Consider the following 17,896-nt stretch of genomic DNA (forward strand, 5'->3'; position numbering starts at 1 on the left):
TTGGGAGGTTGAAATCATGGTTGGTGTTACTTTAAAGGCGAATTCAGATCAAGGATTAATAAATCGCAATATATACGGTCACTTTTCTGAACATTTGGGACGTTGTATTTACGAAGGGATTTGGGTAGGGGAAGATTCACCTATTCCGAATACGGAAGGGATACGCAATGACGTGCTGGCGGCACTGCAGAAGCTGAATATTCCGGTACTTCGCTGGCCGGGTGGTTGTTTTGCTGATGAATATCACTGGAAGGATGGCGTAGGTCCAAAAAGTGAACGCGCACGCATGATTAATACGAACTGGGGCGGCGTGGAAGAGAATAACCATTTTGGAACACATGAATTCCTAAGATTATGTGAGCTGTTAGGAACAGAACCATATATCAGCGGCAATGTGGGTAGCGGAACCGTCCATGAAATGCAGCAGTGGGTCGAATACATTACGTTTGACGGGGAATCTCCCATGGCCAACTGGCGCAAGGATAATGGTAGGGACAAACCATGGAAACTGACCTACTTTGGTGTGGGGAATGAGAACTGGGGATGCGGCGGTAACATGCGTGCCGAGTATTATGCGGATGAGTATCGTCGGTATGCTACATATGTGCGTAACTATTCTGATAATCAGATCTATAAGATTGCCTGTGGACCCAACGAGGACAATTACCACTGGACAGAAGTGTTGATGCGTGAAGCGGGACAACACATGAACGGCTTAAGCCTTCATTATTATACATTGCCGACGGGAGTGTGGAGTGATAAGGGCGAATCGACCGGATTTGATGATCAAGCCTGGTTCCAGACCCTGAAGCGTACATTGCGTATGGAAGAATTGATCGTGAAGCATTCCGAGATTATGGATAAATATGACCCGGAATGCAAAGTGGGACTTATTATTGATGAATGGGGAACCTGGTACAACGTTGAGCCAGGGACGAATCCGGGATTCCTGTATCAGCAAAACACAATGCGGGATGCGCTGGTGGCTGGCATTAACCTGAACCTGTTCAATCGCTACAATAAACGGGTGCAAATGGCCAATTTGGCACAGATCGTTAACGTACTGCAGGCTCTGGTCCTGACAGAAGGCGAGCGTATGCTGCTCACCCCAACATATCATGTGTTTGATATGTATCAGGTTCATATGGATGCACAGCGGTTGGAGCTGAACTATGAGAGCCCTGGATATACGCTTGGTGAAGATACCATTCCTCAGCTTAGCTTGTCCGCTTCCCGCAGTAAGGACGGCGTGATTCATGTAACGGCATGCAATCTCAGTCACACAGATGAACTGGAAGTGGTATGCCAGCTTGAGGCTGCGGAATCTTCTTCCGTATCTGGTCGAATTCTGCATCATGCCGATTTTGGTGCATTCAATACATTTGAAGATCCGAGCAAGGTTGAGCCGACCGATTGGAAGGGTGTTACCCTGGTTAATCAGGAGTTGCGTTTTGTCCTGCCGCCTGCATCTGTAGGGGTACTTGCAATCCAGGAGTAATGCGATGAGCACATCTGATTCAAGTCATTTTGGGGCTAAGCAGGAGTCATGTAAGGGATGCAGTGATCAACATGCTGTCAACCTCAGTGATTCCAAAATGGCCCGATTGGTGGAGATTGCCTCGCGTTCGCGCCCTGTCGTTCAGGATGAGGAATATAAGAGGCGATTATCCACATGTGCAGACTGCCCAGGACTGCAATATGGCACTACCTGCCGCTATTGCGGCTGTCTGGTCCAGGTTCGTGCCAAGCTGGTAGAATCAATCTGCCCGTTCCCTTATGAATCCAGGTGGTCGAACCTTTAACGTTTGATTCCATTATAATGTAACTAAGCAGGGCTGCACTTTTAGGGTGTAGCTCTGCTTTTTTTGATGATATGGGACAAAAACTCTGAATTTGGATTTGAATTGAGCGGGTGAACTGGATATAGTTATACAGTAGAGTGTAGGATAGAGAGCTATCCGGTCATATTAGCGCGTATAGCGGTACTCGAATTCGGGAAGGGCTGTTCTCACCGGTCCTGCCCGATTTTGCGCCGCCTCGAATATATTGGAGGTTAACATTCATGTCGAACATGCGACCGGTTCAGATCCGGCTGCACAGCCGTTATGAAGGCGAAGATGTGCTGCAGGAAATGAAGGGTGAAGCCGTGTTGAAGGGTTCTGTGCTCTACGTTCGTTACGAAGAGCCGCAGGCTGGACCTGAGGGCGGTATTACTCGAACAACATTGAAGCTTGGTGGACAATCCCTCAAGATTATACGCCATGGTGAGGTGGAATCGGAGCAAACGTTTGAAATGAATCGCAAGCTCCCAGGTTTTTACCGATCACCTTACATGTCATTTACCCTGTCCACGCATACACATAAGCTGGACCTTTCCATACAGGGATTGAGCGCACGCGCAGCGTGGAGCTATGACTTTTACCGCTTTGACGAAGAAGCCGGACATTTTGAGATCAGTTTGCACATACAGGAGGAACCAATTTCATGACACGTAATCCACTAGATACGATTAACGAACGGGTAAGTACCGCGATCGGCAATGCTGTTGTTGCTGCCGGACTCGTTACGCAAGAGGAACTGCCAGCCATCACACTTGAAGTGCCGCGTGACAAGTCGCACGGGGATTTGGCGACCAATGCAGCCATGCAGCTGACCAAGATTGCCAAGCGCAACCCACGCCAGATTGCAGAAGAGATCATTGCGAATCTGAACCTTGTGGAGGCTGGAATCGAGAAGGCAGAGATTGCCGGACCAGGATTTATCAACTTCAAATTGGACAAGAGCTACCTTTACCCGGTGCTTGAACTTGTTCATGAACAAGGTGAGAACTACGGACGGATCAATGTCGGCGAAGGACGCAAGGTCGAGATGGAGTTTGTCAGTGCGAACCCAACAGGCAGCTTGCATCTGGGACATGCCCGTGGAGCGGCCGTGGGTGATGCGCTCTGCAACATCCTTGATTATGCCGGGTATGACGTAACACGTGAATACTACATTAATGATGCGGGCAACCAGGTGTTTAACCTGGCACGTTCCATTGAAGCACGCTATTTGCAGGAGCTCGGTCAGGATGCCGAGATGCCGGAAGATGGTTACCACGGCGAGGATATCAAAGGATTTGCCAAGGAGCTGGTAGCCGAAAAGGGAGACAGCTTGCTGTCGATGCATCCAGGTGATCGTGCTGCTTATTTCCGTGACTATGGTCTGGAGAAAGAGCTCGATAAAATCAAGCGCGACCTGAATCGCTTCCGCGTTAACTTCGACATCTGGTTCAGCGAGACTTCCTTGTACGACAATGGGGAAGTGCTTCGTGTCCTTGACGAATTGCGTGATCGTGACGAAATTTACGAAAAAGACGGAGCAACTTGGCTGAAAACCATGCAATATGGTGACGACAAAGAACGTGTATTGATCAAAAATGATGGCACGTACACGTACCTGACGCCGGATATTGCATATCACCGTGACAAGTATTCCCGTGGATATGACACGATGATCAACATTTGGGGAGCTGACCACCATGGATATATTCCACGGATGAAAGCAGCAATGCAGGCACTGGGTAATGACCCAACCAAGCTGGTGGTATTGATTGCACAGATGGTGAGCTTGTTCCAGAATGGCGAAAAAGTGAAGATGTCGAAGCGTACCGGTAAAGCGGTAACGATGGAAGATCTGATGGATGAAGTGGGTATTGATGCGATCCGCTACTTCTTCACGATGCGCAGCATGGATTCCCATCTGGACTTTGATATGGATCTCGCGATTTCGACGTCCAATGAGAACCCGGTATTCTATGTACAATATGCACATGCCCGCGTGTGCAGCGTATACCGTCAGGCTGAAGAGCAGGGTATTGAGCTGCTTCCGCTGGCACAGATTGACCTGTCCAAGCTGAATACGGAACATGAATTCGATCTTCTTCGCAAAATGGGCGAGCTGCCTGAAGAGATTGCCGCAGCAGCTACCGGATATGCGCCTCATCGCATGATCCGTTATGTATATGAGCTGGCTTCATTGTTCCACAGCTACTATCGTGCTGAACGCGTCATTACCGAAGACGCGGGTCAAACCCAAGCGCGTCTGGCGCTGATCGGTGCTGTTCGCACCGTCATCGCGACAGCGCTCCGTCTGGTAGGCGTATCCGCACCAGACAAAATGTAAACCGTAAGGCCAAGCATCGCAGCAGCGGCTTGGCCCATGGCAAAAAGTCTCCATGCATCACGCCTGCTATGCAGCGTGGACATGGAGACTTTTTTGCTGTGCCCGGTGCTCCATCCCGCCAAGGCTTGGCGGACCAGCCGGGCACCGAGCCAGCCAGCCTGCCAAAGGCTGCTGCTGGCAAGACCCCAGGGGCAGCGGCAAAACGCAGCTGCCCCATCACCCGCCGCCCTCCTGCATCAGCCGGAGTGCGTCAATCTCGCCACCGCGCACTTTGCTCTTCGCGGTGGTGGACTTGCGTGCGCGCAGCGGAACGGTTGCGCGCTTGACCAGCGCCTTGATCTCGCTGGGCGAGAGACCCGGATGCTTCGCGAGCAGCAGCGCAATAGCGCCGCTCACATGGGACGTAGCCATGGATGTGCCACTCATCTCATGATGTTTGCCCTGCACCCAGGAAGAGATGATCTTGTCGCCAGGGGCATAGACATCCACATATGCACCGCGGTTGCTGAAGGACGCAATCCGCCGATTTTTGTCGGTGGCTCCCACCGAAATGGTCTGCGGATAACGTGCAGGATAATCGATGCTGCGGCGTTTGCCGTCATTTCCTGACGAAGCGACAATGACGATGCCAGCCTGATGTGCACGGTTAACCACATCAAGGAGTGCCTTGCTGCGTGTTTTCATGCCGAAACTCATATTGATAATATCGACCCGGTTACGCACACACCAATCGATGCCCAGTACAATGTCAGAGACATAGGCGGAACCGTTATGGTCAAATGCCTTGACCGGATAGATCAGGGAACGCGGAGCTACGCCAATCATGCCTTCCGTGCTATTCGCTGCGGCGATCGTTCCGGCGATATGGGTACCATGACCGTTGTCGTCATGAGGAAGCAGACTGCGGTTTAACAGGTTGATCCCGCGAGCCAGGGAGTACCTGAGATCAGGGTGGTGATAATCGGCACCTGTATCGATCACGCCAATTTTGATCCGGTGTCCTGTGGAGACGGACCATACTTTCGGTGCACGAATCTGCTTCACTCCCCATGGAACCCCTTGAGCTGTGGCCGGCTTGTTGTGAAGTGCTGTTGCATGAAGGGAGATTTGCATATCTTCCTCTACAGTAATCTCATCACGGTATGGATCCAGAACCTCCGGATAATGGATCGGAGCGATAATGGAGCGGGCCAGCCGTGAGGATCGTACCACGCTAAGATGAGTATGCTCATTCCGCATCCGCGAGAGCTCAAGCAGACAGGCTTCATACTGTCCAGGTTTGGCGAACCGGATCAGATATCGCCCTGCCTGTTCCGGTTCAGGACGTTGCATTCCTTCAACTAATTGATGCAAAAAACCAGTATAGTCCATTATGGGCTGCCCCCTTCGGGATGAACATGCTGAGGTATTCTATGAATGCGTTCATCCCGCCGCATGGGGAACTTGCCCTTTTTTTACAAAAAGACGTTCTCTCCGTGTCAAAACGGGCGCAGGGACATATGATGGATGGAGGGCTAGAGGGCTCTTGCGGGGACCCTGGCGAGGAGCGATCCTTCAGGGGTATACAGTCAGAAGGCGGAGGGGACTCCGTCTTTTTCATTTTTCGCTAACTTTTACAGAATCGACATATTTGCAAACGGGAAGCACAGCACCTTGAATTTATATCAAATGCCTACATAAAAACTTGCTTTTTACCGCTAAATAGGTTTTACTTAGGTTTGTTAATGGATATGTTATACGTAACAGTCCAGCTCGTAGGGATATAAAGTGAATTATGTGTGAGAGGAAGTGTCTGTCAGTGAGTACCTCGCTCAATTTGAAAATTGATAAAGAGAAGGTAAGAGAGATTCCTTTGGTTGACCTTGCCTTTATGGTGCTGAAAGCGGCCAATACGCCGTACTACTACCGTGATTTGATGAATGAGGTAGCGAAGCAGCGCGGAATGACTGATGAAGAAATCAACGAGTTTATCGCCCAGCTATATACCGAGATCAATATCGATGGCCGTTTTGCCTGCGTCGGTACAAGTCTTTGGGGATTGAAACGCTGGTATCCAGTAGGTGGAACAGAAGACTCCATGACGGGTGCGAAGCGTCCGCGCATCATCAACGATGAAGACGATGATCTGGAAGATGAGGACTTTGGCGAAGAGGAAGACAGCTACAACAGTGACGAAGACTTCGACAATGCCGATGACGATCAAGATGATGATGACGATGATGACGATGACGATGACGACATCTTTGATGAAGATGACAGCGATGAAGAAGTTCTGGTTGAAGATGATGATTTGGATGACGAAGACCTCGATGAAGACGATGAAGATGAGTCCGAAGACGAGGATGATTTTGACGACGATTCCGATAAGTAACCGTCATTTTTGACGTCGATAATTTACCCGTTTTCCCCAGATAGTCAGCCTTGACAGCGAACGGGGTAACGGGTAAACTATTGCATGGGCTTATGAATGAGCGAGAATATATTTATGTTTTTTATAAAAAGTGCCCCGTCCTGCGGGAGTACTTTTTTTTGTATTTTTAGAGGCAGAATATTGCAAAATGATTGATTTCCGCACGCTCCCGGCCAAACATCCGTGGCCCATTTTTTGTATATAAAAAAACGTCGACAAGAGATGGTTTGATCCCATCTTGGGGACAGGCATGGATGTTTGGCTTTCGGAAAATTTGCACCATTCTTAGCTGTAGAACAAGGTTTACACACGGTCTTCGCACAAAAGAGCAGTACGCAGATGCAGGGAATTTCTGCCATTGCTCTTTTTAACGATGATTACCTGGGAAACGGGTTACGATAACACCATATATCGCCTGAATTTCTGCATTTATATTAGGAGGGTAATAACAGTGACAAAGTATATTTTCGTGACGGGCGGAGTTGTGTCCTCCCTGGGTAAAGGGATCACGGCTGCCTCGTTGGGCAGACTGCTGAAAAACAGAGGTCTCAAGGTAACTATTCAAAAATTTGACCCATACATCAACATTGACCCGGGAACAATGAGTCCTTATCAGCACGGTGAGGTTTTTGTAACGGATGATGGCGCGGAAACGGATTTGGACCTTGGTCACTATGAACGTTTTATCGATATCAACCTCTCCAAAAACAGCAACGTCACGACGGGTAAAGTGTATTCCTCCGTTATTAGCAAAGAGCGGCGCGGAGAATACCTCGGCGGCACAGTACAAGTGATTCCGCACATTACGAACGAGATCAAGGAGCGCGTATTCCGCGCTGGACGTGAAGCAGGTTCGGATGTTGTTATTACAGAGATCGGCGGAACTGTAGGCGATATCGAGAGCTTGCCTTTCCTGGAAGCTATTCGTCAGATCAAGAGTGATGTTGGCCGTGACAACGTAATGTATATTCATGTAACGCTGATTCCTTACATCAAGGCAGCTGGTGAAGTGAAAACAAAACCAACCCAGCACAGCGTGAAAGAATTGCGCAGTATCGGTATTCAGCCAAATGTGATTGTATGCCGTACAGAGTACGAGCTGTCCAAAGACATGAAAGCCAAAATCGCTCTCTTCTGTGACATTGATGAAAATGCCGTAGTTGAATGTCGCGATGCAAGCACGTTGTATGAAGTACCTTTGAACCTGCGTGAAGAAGGCTTGGATGAAATCGTGGTAAATCACCTGAAGCTGACCACTCCTGCACCGGATATGAGCGAGTGGGAAGGGCTGGTTGACCGCATCAGCAAATTGCAGCGTACCGTTGAGATTGCCATTGTTGGTAAATATGTAGCACTGCACGATGCTTATCTGAGTGTTGTTGAATCCCTGTCTCATGCAGGATTTGCATCCAATGCAGATGTGAAGATTCGCTGGATCCATTCCGAAGATATTACAGACGAGAACGTAGGCGACCTGCTGCATGGTGTTGGTGGTATCCTTGTTCCGGGTGGTTTCGGAGATCGTGGTATCGAAGGTAAAGTGTCAGCGATCCGTTATGCCCGTGAGAAAAACATTCCATTCTTCGGTATTTGCCTGGGTATGCAGGTTTCCGTAATCGAATATGCGCGTTCCATTGTGGGTCTGAATGGTGCGAACAGCTCCGAGATTAACCCGGCTACCGAATTCCCGGTAATCGACCTGCTGCCAGAACAAAAAGATATCGAAAATCTGGGCGGTACAATGCGTCTAGGTCTATATCCTTGTAAGCTGCAAGAAGGTTCTTTGGCTATGGCATGTTATGATGACGAGTTGGTATATGAGAGACACCGTCACCGGTATGAGTTCAACAATGAGTACCGTGAAGCGATTGAAAAAGCAGGTCTGGTCATCTCCGGTACATCTCCGGATGGCCGTTTGGTTGAGATCGTGGAACTTCCGGGACACCCATGGTTCCTGGCTGTACAATTCCATCCGGAATTTACATCCCGTCCGAACCGTCCACAGCCATTGTTCCGTGAATTCGTAAAAGCTTCTTTGGAAAATGCAGAAAAATAATATCAAGTTTACCCTATAATGTTGAGGGGTGTTTGCCGAGTGGCCTGTGTTTGCAGGCTGGTGCGGCGAGCACCTCTTTTTTGTTTGGACAATAGCTCCCATGCAAGTGTAACAAGGATAAAATGTTTGCTGTAATTTGTACGTGGGGCAGGATTTTAATGGGAAGGGTAGAATACTTATCATGACGACTATGGGATAGTTATCCAGATTCGGAGAAATACATGCTTTCCTAAATCCAGGAGGTTACAGAGTGGAAAATAAAAAAGTGTTAATCGTTGATGACCAGAACGGGATTCGAATCCTCTTAATGGAAGTATTCAGCAGTGAGGGATATAACACATTCCAGGCTCCCAATGGCAAGATCGCTCTGGAAATTGTGAATACAGATAAACCTGATCTAGTGTTGCTCGATATGAAGATTCCTGGCATGGATGGCCTTGAAATTTTGAAGCATATTAAGGAAATTGATCCGGATATCAAAGTTATCATGATGACAGCTTATGGCGAACTGGACATGATTAAGGAAGCTACTGATCTCGGTGCACTTATGCATTTCACGAAGCCGTTCGATATTGATGAAATGCGCGTGGCCGTCAACATGCAGCTTCGCAATGATACGGCGAATAGGTGCAGCTGAATCCTGTGAATGCAGGATTTTTTTGTCTGTGCTCTATAGGGCGTGTACTTCTTGGGGACAATGGGTATTTCGCCCAATTAACGAGGGAATATTGGAAATGGGAGCGGCTTCATGCGGTGTCTATGAAAACTGTGCTGCAAAGCACAGCATTTTTGCAAATGCTTGTTTAGTATTTGACATGGGATGTGGTATAATAAGCCCGTATGTGATTTCGGCTAAAAACCATAGACACAACCCAAACCCCTAGGAGGATTGAAACCATGCCATTAGTTTCTATGACAAACATGTTGAACAAAGCACTTGAAGGAAAATATGCAGTTGGTCAATACAACATCAATAACCTTGAGTGGACTCAAGCGATTCTTGCAGCTGCAGAAGAAGAGAAATCTCCTGTAATCCTTGGTGTATCCGAAGGTGCAGCACGTCACATGGGTGGCTTCTACACAGTAGTTAAAATGGTAGAAGGACTTATTCATGACATGAAAATCACCGTTGAAGTTGCGATTCACCTGGACCACGGTTCCAGCTTTGATAAATGTAAAGAAGCAATCGATGCCGGATTCACTTCCGTTATGATCGACGGTTCCCACCACTCCATCGACGAGAACATTGAAATGACGAAAAAAGTCGTTGAATATGCACACGCTAAAGGCGTTTCCGTTGAAGCTGAAGTAGGTACTGTTGGCGGCCAGGAAGATGACGTTATCGGCGGCATCCAATACGCTGACCTGAACGAGTGTATCCGTATCGTCAAAGAAACAGGTATCGACACATTGGCACCAGCTCTGGGTTCCGTACACGGTCCTTACCAAGGCGAGCCAAACCTGGGCTTCAAAGAAATGGAAGAAGTTCGTGATGCGGTACAAGTTCCACTCGTATTGCACGGTGGTACAGGTATTCCTAAACATGACATCGATAAAGCCATTTCCCTGGGTACTTCCAAAATCAACGTGAACACGGAGAACCAAATTTCGTTCACAAAAGCGGTTCGTGAAGTGCTTGCAGCTAAACCAGATGCTTACGATCCACGTACGTTCATCGTACCAGGCCGTGAAGCAATCAAAGAAACCGTTAAAGGTAAAATCCGCGAGTTTGGTTCCAACAACAAAGCGTAATTTATCTTTACCAGTTCCATACTGTGAAGTGGAAAGAACACCGCCTAGCCGGTGTCTTTCCATTTTCACACCTTATTTCACGTAGGGAGCCATCAGCACGTCATGCCGTTCATCGGCTGCAAAACACGTAGGGGGACATTAAGCTTTATGGAAAAATTGATGATTAGTGGCGGACGTCCGTTACAGGGGACTGTAACCATAAGCGGCGCCAAGAACAGCGCCATTGCGCTTATTCCTGCAGCATTGCTTGCCGAATCAGAGGTCGTGCTGGACAACCTGCCACTTTTGAGTGATGTGGCGGTTTATGCGGAAATTTTGGAGGAACTCGGAGCTCGTGTATTCTGGGAAGGCAGTCAGATGAAGATCGATCCTTCCGATATCAAATCTATACCTATGCCGAATGGTCCCGTGAAGAAGCTGCGTGCTTCGTATTATATGATGGGAGCATTGCTTGGAAGATTCAAAGAAGCAACAATTGGTTTGCCTGGAGGCTGTAATTTTGAGCCTCGTCCGATTGATCAACACATCAAAGGTTTTGAAGCGCTTGGCGCAACGGTAACGAACGAACATGGATCCATCCATCTGCATGCTAAAGAGCTGCGTGGAGCTAAGATTTACCTGGATGTAAGCAGTGTAGGTGCAACCATTAACATTATGCTGGCGGCAACACGTGCCAAAGGCTCTACAATTATTGAAAACGCGGCTAAAGAGCCTGAGATAATAGATGTAGCAACACTTTTGAATTCAATGGGTGCCAGCATCAAGGGTGCGGGTACTGAAACGATTCGTATTGAAGGCGTGTCGGAGCTCAAAGGCTGCCGACATTCCATTATCCCGGACCGCATACAGGCGGGTACGTATATGATTGCCGCAGCGGCAACGCGCGGTAATGTTTTGATCGACAATGTCATCCCCAAACATCTGGAGGCGTTAACTGCCAAATTGCTGGAGATGGGTGTAGGCATTGAAGAGTTGGATGAGAGTATTCGTGTCATTGGACAACCTTCCTATAGTCATGTGGACGTTAAGGCATTGGTGTACCCGGGATTCCCAACTGACTTGCAGTCTCCGATGACAAGTGTATTAACTCAAGCGACAGGCGTAAGTGTCCTGAGCGATTTTGTATACAGCAATCGATTTAAGCATGTGCCAGAACTGGTGCGTATGGGCGCCAAGATTCGAGTGGAAGGTCGTTCAGCCATCATTGAAGGCGGTGCACTGAATGCGGCCAAAGTAAAAGCATCGGATCTTCGTGCCGGAGCAGCGCTGGTCATTGCCGGTCTGACGGTTAAAGAAGGTGTGACTGAAGTGACAGGCGTCGAATTTATTGATCGTGGCTACGACCACCTCGTCACCAACCTGCGTCTTCTTGGTGCAGATGTGTGGCGTGAAACGGAATAGCGTAAGTTACCATATTGCAAGATTGGTGACTTGACGTTATTATTTTGACAGAACTGCATAACCTTACAACAATTGGGTAAACCTATTCTAATAGAGTTCTCAGCCTCTCCGGGATAAGACGAAATGGTTTTTAGTTTCCTTAACCGGAGGGTCTTTTTTTGGATCAAATATCATATGGCTGTATGAACTGACATCATTCCTTTTCCCCAAACCCCGATTTGTCTGTGCTCCATGACTGGGTACCCGGATCGAAAGCCTCGTGAATTATATGTTCACTTACAAGTGTGTAACACTGTATCATGGTCATCCCACCCGGAAACTTACACTCAACGACAAGTATTTGCATTATAACGGTTACATTCCGTACAATGGACAGAAGAGAACGCAGCTGATTTGTGTTGTTCTCCCATAGCTGATCATCAAGCGAAACTATCCATTTCACGGACTTATTAATTGAATAGGTGGTTATTATATGGATCTACAAATTTCCGATTTGGAAGAAATGAAATTAACGGACCTCTACAAACTGGCCAAAAAATATCAGATTCCCTACTATGGCACACTGAAGAAGAAAGAATTGATTTTTGCCATACTACGAGCTCAGGCTGAACAGAGCGGTTTGATGTTTATGCAAGGTGTGCTTGAGATCCTTCCGGAAGGTTACGGTTTTCTCCGCCCGATTAACTACCTGCCTAGCACCGAAGACATTTATATATCAGCCTCGCAGATTCGTAAGTTCGATCTTAGAACGGGTGACCTCGTATCTGGTAAATGTAGAACGCCGAAGGAAAACGAGAGATATTTCGGTTTGCTGCAAGTCAATGCGGTAAACGGTGAGAATCCTTCAGCTGCTGCGGAAAGACTTCACTTCCCGGCATTAACCCCATTGTATCCGCAGAAAAAGCTGGTTCTCGAAACATCCCCCAACCATTTGTCTACACGCATTATGGATGTGCTGGCTCCTGTAGGTTTGGGACAGCGCGGATTGATCGTAGCACCTCCCAAAGCAGGTAAGACGCTTCTCCTCAAAGAAATTGCCAACAGCATTTCAACCAACAATCCAGAAATTGAACTGTTTGTCCTGTTGATTGATGAACGTCCGGAGGAAGTCACGGATATGTCTCGTTCGGTAAAAGGGGAAGTTGTGGCTTCTACATTCGATGAGCTGCCTGAGAATCATATCAAGGTTGCGGAACTGGTGCTGGAACGTGCTCTGCGTCTGGTTGAGGCGAAAAAAGATGTAGTTATTTTGCTGGACAGCATTACGCGTCTTGCTCGTGCATATAACCTGGTTATCCCACCATCCGGACGGACGCTTAGTGGGGGTATTGACCCTGCAGCATTCCATCGCCCAAAACGTTTCTTTGGATCAGCGCGGAATGTGGAAGAGGGTGGAAGCCTGACTATTCTGGCAACAGCGTTGATCGATACGGGATCTCGTATGGATGACATTATCTATGAAGAATTTAAAGGTACGGGCAATATGGAGCTTCATCTGGACCGCAAGCTGGCGGAACGCCGTATCTTCCCGGCCATCGATATTCGCCGTTCGGGTACACGCCGAGAAGAAGTATTGCTAAGCAAGGAAGAGCTGGATACCATCTGGACCATTCGTAAAAATATGAATGACTCCCATGATTTTGTGGAAAGCTTCCTGAAAAAACTTCGGAACAGCAAAACGAATGCAGAATTTTTGGCTGCGTTTGATGTTGCGGGCAACAATACAAGCAATTCGGGGACCACAACGACTCGGCGTTCGCCGAGACAGACGGCTACCTCGGCAACAACAACTTAAAAAGTACTGTTACGCATTCGAATTTGGCAGTTCTGCTGCTGGATTTACCATAAACTCGTCGTTCGGTTTAACCCATTTAGATGTGAGGAGAACATCATGTATTTAGTATACGCAGATGAAAAAGGAAATGTATTTGATCACCCATCCCTGTATGGGCTTGCCCGTAGTGGAGATATGATCGTTGAAATTATGGAGGATGAACTCATTCCTCTACCAGAGGGTGCAACTCTGGTTGGATTACCAAGCACTCGTCCCATTGGGATGGATCCAGACACCGGCGAGATGATGCCTCTTCCGAGTGATACACAGGCGGTCGGGGCTTTGCTCCCGCAAGGGTTTACTCGGCTGTGTTTGCCGGGTTATGTGAAAACGGATAAAGAGTATAAGCTTCCTTTGTTCGGGTACTCCGCAGTGGTATGGAAAGATGACGCATTCTACGTTACAGCCCGGATGTCCGATCATCCGGATCAGTGGAATCCGCTGAACTGTGATCGTGATGACGTACGTGCTGGAGTTACGCGGATGACTGAAAAGTATCCTGAGAATCGTCTGTATACCCATTTGTCCAACTGTGCACTTGGGTATGAATGTTTGACATCGTCAAATACGTTCCTGAATCGTTGGGAAGGTGGAGTTCCGGTATCTTACTCCTGTAACGCAGGCTGCTTTGGATGTATTTCGGAACAACCAGATGACAGTGGCTTTGTTTCCCCGCAGACCCGAATGAATTTCCGACCTCGTGTGGACGAAATTGTTGAGGTTATGCTGGAACATCTGAAAACACCAGAGTCCATTATCAGCTTTGGGCAGGGATGTGAAGGTGAGCCATCAACTCAGGCTAAGTTGATTATTGAGGCCATCCGTGAGGTGCGTTCCATTACGGATATGGGATATATCAACATTAACACCAACGCTGGTTTGAATGATCATATTCGGGGCATCGTGGATGCAGGGCTGGATTTGATGCGTGTCAGTACGATTAGTGCACTGGATGACCACTATAATGCGTACTACAAACCACGGGGTTATACACTTGCTAACGTGGAGAAGTCAATGAAGTATGCGGCTCAACAAGGTGTGTACACATCGATTAACTATTTGATCTTCCCAGGTGTCACGGATCGGGAAGAGGAAATTGAAGCAATGATTGAGTTTGCCCGGAGAACAGACCTGCGCTTAATTCAAATGCGGAATCTGAACATCGACCCGGAGAGTTATCTGGAACTTATCCCTCCAGCTCAAGGTGATATTCTCGGAATGAAGCAAATGATTGAGATCTTCGAAGAAGAGCTGCCTGATGTCGTTATTGGCTCATATACACATGTTCCTCCAGCCGGGATGGCGCGTCCGAAGAGACTCATCACCTCTTGATAATATTCGATTGCAACACGCATGAGGCCGTGTTATAATCTCTGAAGTTGTGCCATTTACTCTGGGTCCGCTTGAGGCTCAGGGCGGAAAGAGGTGAAAGGTAATGAAAGAAGCAATTCATCCTAAATACACGATCGGTCAAGTAACCTGCGCTTGCGGTAACACTTTTGAGACTGGTTCAGTTAAAGAAGGACTTCGTGTAGAGATTTGCTCCGCTTGCCACCCGTTCTTCACCGGTAAACAGAAGTTTATCGATGCTGGCGGCCGTGTCGATCGTTTCAAGAAAAAATACGGAATCTAATTCAGCAATTCCCTGTGAATTGTCTGCTAATTGCATCCAAGCCACCCCTGCCTATTGGCAGGGGTTTTTATATAGGGATAAAGGTTCCAGTTCGCGCCTGGTTGCAATTTGGATAAGCTTACGTTATACTATTTCTTACCGTGCTAGATGGGGAGGTAGCGGTGCCCTGTAACTCGCAATCCGCTATAGCGAGGTTGAATTCCTGCTAGAGGTTTTGTCGATGTGAGGTTTGGTCCCTGAACGTGGTGTTGACGGTTGGGTCCTCCGCAATGAGTACTCATGAACCTGGTCAGGTCCGGAAGGAAGCAGCCATAAGTGAGATCACTCTTGTGCCGGAGGGTTGCCTAGCCTGAGCTGTTGTTCAGGGGTGCCACTTGGATCGCAATTATCGATAGCAGGTGCACGGCTTACCATTTGAAATTGTAGAGACCTTTGCAGTTGTATGTATGCAGAGGTCTTTTTGATATGTACAAAAAAACTACGCATCATGGGTCAGATAAAGTTTGGAATCACCCTAGAATATAGTATAATGGGGGAACGACAAAGGACTCGAATGCGAAGTGGAAGGAAGGTAACGCAACATGGAGCATATCGCGTTATACCGGGCTTGGCGTCCCCAGTCGTTTCAAGATATGGTGGGACAACAGCATATTATTCAGACCTTGCAGAACGCGATTCGTGAACAGCGGACTTCCCATGCCTACTTGTTTAACGGGCCCAGAGGAACGGGGAAGACCAGTGCCGCCAAGATTTTGGCCAAAGCTGTAAACTGCGAGCGCGGACCTGCGCCTGAGCCTTGTAACGAATGTGAAGCTTGCCGCAGGATCACAGCCGGTTCGGTAATGGATGTGCAGGAGATTGATGCTGCATCCAACCGAGGTGTTGAGGAGATCCGCGATCTTCGTGAAAAGGTTAAATATGCCCCGACGGAAGTCCGGCAGAAAGTCTATATTATTGATGAAGTGCACATGTTAACGACAGAGGCGTTTAACGCTTTGCTCAAAACATTGGAGGAGCCTCCTCCGCATGTCATGTTTATTTTGGCAACAACCGAACCACACCGCCTTCCGGCCACAATTATCTCCAGGTGTCAGCGATTCGATTTCCGCCGGGTTTCCCTAGAGGAGCAGACGGCAAGACTTACGCTGATCTGCGAACAGGAGGGTATGGAGGCTGATCAGGATGCGCTCCAATACATCGCTCGTCTGTCGGACGGGGGAATGCGGGATGCGCTCAGTGTTCTGGATCAGATCTCATCTTTCACAGATGGAAGAGTAACATATCAGCAGGTTATGGATATGACCGGAGGAATTCCTTCAGAGCAATTTGCCAAGCTTGCCGCTTCACTGCTTAAAGGTGATGTCGGACATATTTTGCAGATGATCGAAGGATTTATGCATGAAGGCAAGAGTGCAGATAAATGTATGGAAAACTTGCTGTATTACTTCCGTGATTTACTTATGATCAAGATGGTACCGGATGCTGATAAACTGACAGATCGGGTGCTTAACCCCGAGTCTTTCCGTGATATGGCAGAATCCTTCACGAAGGAACAGCTGTTCCAGATGATTGATACACTTAACCGATACCAGAGTGAGATGAAATATGCAGTACAGCCGCAAACGTTATTTGAAGTGGCTCTGCTCAAGCTGTGCAGTATACCAGCGCAGGGAGAGGTTCCGAATCAAGCTGCTGTGTCAGCAGGAGCAACGGCGTCCTCACAGGCTGACAGCGGCGAAATTAACCGCTTGAAACAACAGCTTGCTGAGCTGGAGAAGAAGCTGGATCGTGCACTGAAAAGTGCCCTCTCTGGTGGAGAGGCTGCACCAAGCAGTCCTTCGCGACCGGCAACTCGTGCTCCCGTATCTAGGGGGAATGCTCCGGCGAAGCTTCCTGCACAGCTGGATCAATACGTGGCGCGCAAGGGATCTCCAGAATTCGTGGAGATCAGCAGAAAGTGGAGTCAAATCCTGCAGCGTGTTAAAGAAGAGAAGGTTACGGTCCATGCCTGGTTTATGGATGGTGAGCCTGTATCTATGCTGGAAGACAATGTATTGGTTGCTTTCAAAAACAACATTCACCGTGAAACGACAGAGAAGCAGGCTAATCGCGAAGTGATTGAGCGTGTGCTGTCTGAACAGCTTGGGCGTTCAGCACGTCTGGTGACGATGATGCTTAAGGACTGGACGGGAGCCATGGAAGGAGCTGCTGAAGCGCCAAAGGAGGACTTTAAGCTTGAACCTGAGCATGAAGACGGCGGGTCAGGCAGCAAGCAACCTTGGATTGATGAAGCCATCCAGCTCTTCGGTGAAGATCTTGTAGTGATCAAGGAATAGATGTACCTAGCGCAGGGCGCGCATCATTAACTATAACAAAGGAGATGAACAATCATGAACAACATGAACCAAATGATGAAGCAAGTGAAGAAAATGCAGGAGCAAATGCTGAAGGCACAAGAGGAACTGGCAGACAAAACGGTTCAAGGTACTTCAGGTGGCGGTGTAGTTACAGCTGAGGTTAACGGACACAAGAAATTGCTGTCCATTACCATTAAACCAGAAGCGGTAGATCCGGAAGATGTAGAAATGCTTCAGGATCTCGTTATGACTGCTGTAAATGATGCGATGAGCAAAGCTGATGAAATTG

Annotated in this window: 16 protein-coding genes and 1 other RNA gene (1 of these 17 cut by a window edge); 15 read left to right on the forward strand and 2 right to left on the reverse strand. The window is 48.1% G+C overall.

What is annotated here, in order from left to right; translation table 11 throughout:
* Positions 1 to 16: 16 nt before the first annotated feature.
* The 4 genes from AC3RCI_RS00570 to argS all read left to right on the forward strand — a co-directional run bounded on the left by AC3RCI_RS00570 (position 17) and on the right by argS (position 4,164).
* Complete coding sequence (locus AC3RCI_RS00570; RefSeq protein ID WP_186812167.1) at positions 17 to 1,498, forward strand: alpha-N-arabinofuranosidase; 1,482 nt, start codon at positions 17 to 19, stop codon at positions 1,496 to 1,498.
* 4 nt (positions 1,499 to 1,502) lie between these two features.
* Positions 1,503 to 1,802, forward strand: coding sequence for a DUF6171 family protein (locus AC3RCI_RS00575; RefSeq protein WP_492527281.1), 300 nt, complete (start codon positions 1,503 to 1,505; stop codon positions 1,800 to 1,802).
* Between the two features lie 260 nt (positions 1,803 to 2,062).
* Positions 2,063 to 2,488 (forward strand): YwiB family protein, encoded by a 426-nt coding sequence (locus tag AC3RCI_RS00580; RefSeq protein WP_095293474.1) that lies wholly within the window; start codon positions 2,063 to 2,065, stop codon positions 2,486 to 2,488.
* Entirely contained in the window at positions 2,485 to 4,164 is a 1,680-nt protein-coding gene (argS, locus tag AC3RCI_RS00585) for an arginine--tRNA ligase (RefSeq protein ID WP_154896990.1), read from the forward strand. Before AC3RCI_RS00580 ends, argS begins: the two co-directional genes overlap by 4 nt.
* On the opposite strand, the gene AC3RCI_RS00590 is transcribed toward argS, so the two are convergent.
* Positions 4,112 to 4,384, reverse strand: a complete 273-nt coding sequence (locus AC3RCI_RS00590) for a hypothetical protein (protein WP_492527282.1) — start codon at positions 4,382 to 4,384, stop codon at positions 4,112 to 4,114. The genes argS and AC3RCI_RS00590 overlap by 53 nt on opposite strands.
* Entirely contained in the window at positions 4,381 to 5,535 is a 1,155-nt protein-coding gene (locus tag AC3RCI_RS00595; RefSeq protein WP_492527283.1) for a S8 family peptidase, read from the reverse strand. Before AC3RCI_RS00595 ends, AC3RCI_RS00590 begins: the two co-directional genes overlap by 4 nt.
* A gap of 427 nt (positions 5,536 to 5,962) precedes the next feature.
* On the opposite strand from AC3RCI_RS00595, the gene rpoE reads away from it, so the two are divergent.
* The 11 genes from rpoE to AC3RCI_RS00650 all read left to right on the forward strand — a co-directional run.
* Entirely contained in the window at positions 5,963 to 6,535 is a 573-nt protein-coding gene (rpoE, locus tag AC3RCI_RS00600; protein WP_153976472.1) for a DNA-directed RNA polymerase subunit delta, read from the forward strand.
* A 490-nt stretch (positions 6,536 to 7,025) separates the two neighbouring features.
* A complete protein-coding gene (gene pyrG, locus AC3RCI_RS00605) occupies positions 7,026 to 8,630 on the forward strand; it encodes a CTP synthase (RefSeq protein WP_095293479.1) in 1,605 nt (534 codons plus the stop codon).
* Between the two features lie 250 nt (positions 8,631 to 8,880).
* Complete coding sequence (locus AC3RCI_RS00610) at positions 8,881 to 9,267, forward strand: response regulator (RefSeq protein ID WP_095293480.1); 387 nt, start codon at positions 8,881 to 8,883, stop codon at positions 9,265 to 9,267.
* A gap of 260 nt (positions 9,268 to 9,527) precedes the next feature.
* A complete protein-coding gene (gene fba / locus AC3RCI_RS00615) occupies positions 9,528 to 10,382 on the forward strand; it encodes a class II fructose-1,6-bisphosphate aldolase (protein WP_095293481.1) in 855 nt (284 codons plus the stop codon).
* A 147-nt stretch (positions 10,383 to 10,529) separates the two neighbouring features.
* Positions 10,530 to 11,783, forward strand: coding sequence for a UDP-N-acetylglucosamine 1-carboxyvinyltransferase (murA, locus tag AC3RCI_RS00620; RefSeq protein ID WP_095293482.1), 1,254 nt, complete (start codon positions 10,530 to 10,532; stop codon positions 11,781 to 11,783).
* Positions 11,784 to 12,255: 472 nt separating this feature from the next.
* The gene (gene rho / locus AC3RCI_RS00625) at positions 12,256 to 13,578 is read left to right on the forward strand and encodes a transcription termination factor Rho (protein ID WP_492474210.1); all 1,323 of its coding nucleotides are present in this window, start codon (positions 12,256 to 12,258) and stop codon (positions 13,576 to 13,578) included.
* A 96-nt stretch (positions 13,579 to 13,674) separates the two neighbouring features.
* A complete protein-coding gene (locus tag AC3RCI_RS00630; RefSeq protein ID WP_095293484.1) occupies positions 13,675 to 14,949 on the forward strand; it encodes a radical SAM family protein in 1,275 nt (424 codons plus the stop codon).
* A 103-nt stretch (positions 14,950 to 15,052) separates the two neighbouring features.
* Positions 15,053 to 15,250, forward strand: a complete 198-nt coding sequence (gene rpmE / locus AC3RCI_RS00635) for a 50S ribosomal protein L31 (protein ID WP_095293485.1) — start codon at positions 15,053 to 15,055, stop codon at positions 15,248 to 15,250.
* Positions 15,251 to 15,388: 138 nt separating this feature from the next.
* An RNA gene (gene ffs, locus AC3RCI_RS00640) (signal recognition particle sRNA large type) lies at positions 15,389 to 15,656 on the forward strand.
* 175 nt (positions 15,657 to 15,831) lie between these two features.
* Complete coding sequence (dnaX, locus tag AC3RCI_RS00645) at positions 15,832 to 17,586, forward strand: DNA polymerase III subunit gamma/tau (RefSeq protein ID WP_492527284.1); 1,755 nt, start codon at positions 15,832 to 15,834, stop codon at positions 17,584 to 17,586.
* A gap of 54 nt (positions 17,587 to 17,640) precedes the next feature.
* Positions 17,641 to 17,896, forward strand: partial view of a YbaB/EbfC family nucleoid-associated protein gene (locus AC3RCI_RS00650; protein ID WP_095293487.1) — the 5' portion only. Its footprint extends 56 nt past the window's final position; 256 of the gene's 312 nt are visible here — the first part of the coding sequence; it begins with the start codon at positions 17,641 to 17,643; the stop codon falls past the right edge of the window.

The sequence above is a fragment of the Paenibacillus sp. MT124 genome (genome assembly GCF_058792755.1).

Excerpts from the sequence above, each read along its gene's own strand:
- AC3RCI_RS00570 (WP_186812167.1), top strand. The coding sequence starts at position 17 with ATGGTTGGTGTTACTTTAAAGGCGAATTCAGATCAAGGATTAATAAAT.
- AC3RCI_RS00575 (WP_492527281.1), top strand. The coding sequence starts at position 1,503 with ATGAGCACATCTGATTCAAGTCATTTTGGGGCTAAGCAGGAGTCATGT.
- AC3RCI_RS00580 (WP_095293474.1), top strand. The coding sequence starts at position 2,063 with ATGTCGAACATGCGACCGGTTCAGATCCGGCTGCACAGCCGTTATGAA.
- argS (WP_154896990.1), top strand. The coding sequence starts at position 2,485 with ATGACACGTAATCCACTAGATACGATTAACGAACGGGTAAGTACCGCG.
- AC3RCI_RS00595 (WP_492527283.1), bottom strand. The coding sequence starts at position 5,535 with ATGGACTATACTGGTTTTTTGCATCAATTAGTTGAAGGAATGCAACGT.
- fba (WP_095293481.1), top strand. The coding sequence starts at position 9,528 with ATGCCATTAGTTTCTATGACAAACATGTTGAACAAAGCACTTGAAGGA.
- murA (WP_095293482.1), top strand. The coding sequence starts at position 10,530 with ATGGAAAAATTGATGATTAGTGGCGGACGTCCGTTACAGGGGACTGTA.
- rho (WP_492474210.1), top strand. The coding sequence starts at position 12,256 with ATGGATCTACAAATTTCCGATTTGGAAGAAATGAAATTAACGGACCTC.
- AC3RCI_RS00630 (WP_095293484.1), top strand. The coding sequence starts at position 13,675 with ATGTATTTAGTATACGCAGATGAAAAAGGAAATGTATTTGATCACCCA.
- rpmE (WP_095293485.1), top strand. The coding sequence starts at position 15,053 with ATGAAAGAAGCAATTCATCCTAAATACACGATCGGTCAAGTAACCTGC.
- dnaX (WP_492527284.1), top strand. The coding sequence starts at position 15,832 with ATGGAGCATATCGCGTTATACCGGGCTTGGCGTCCCCAGTCGTTTCAA.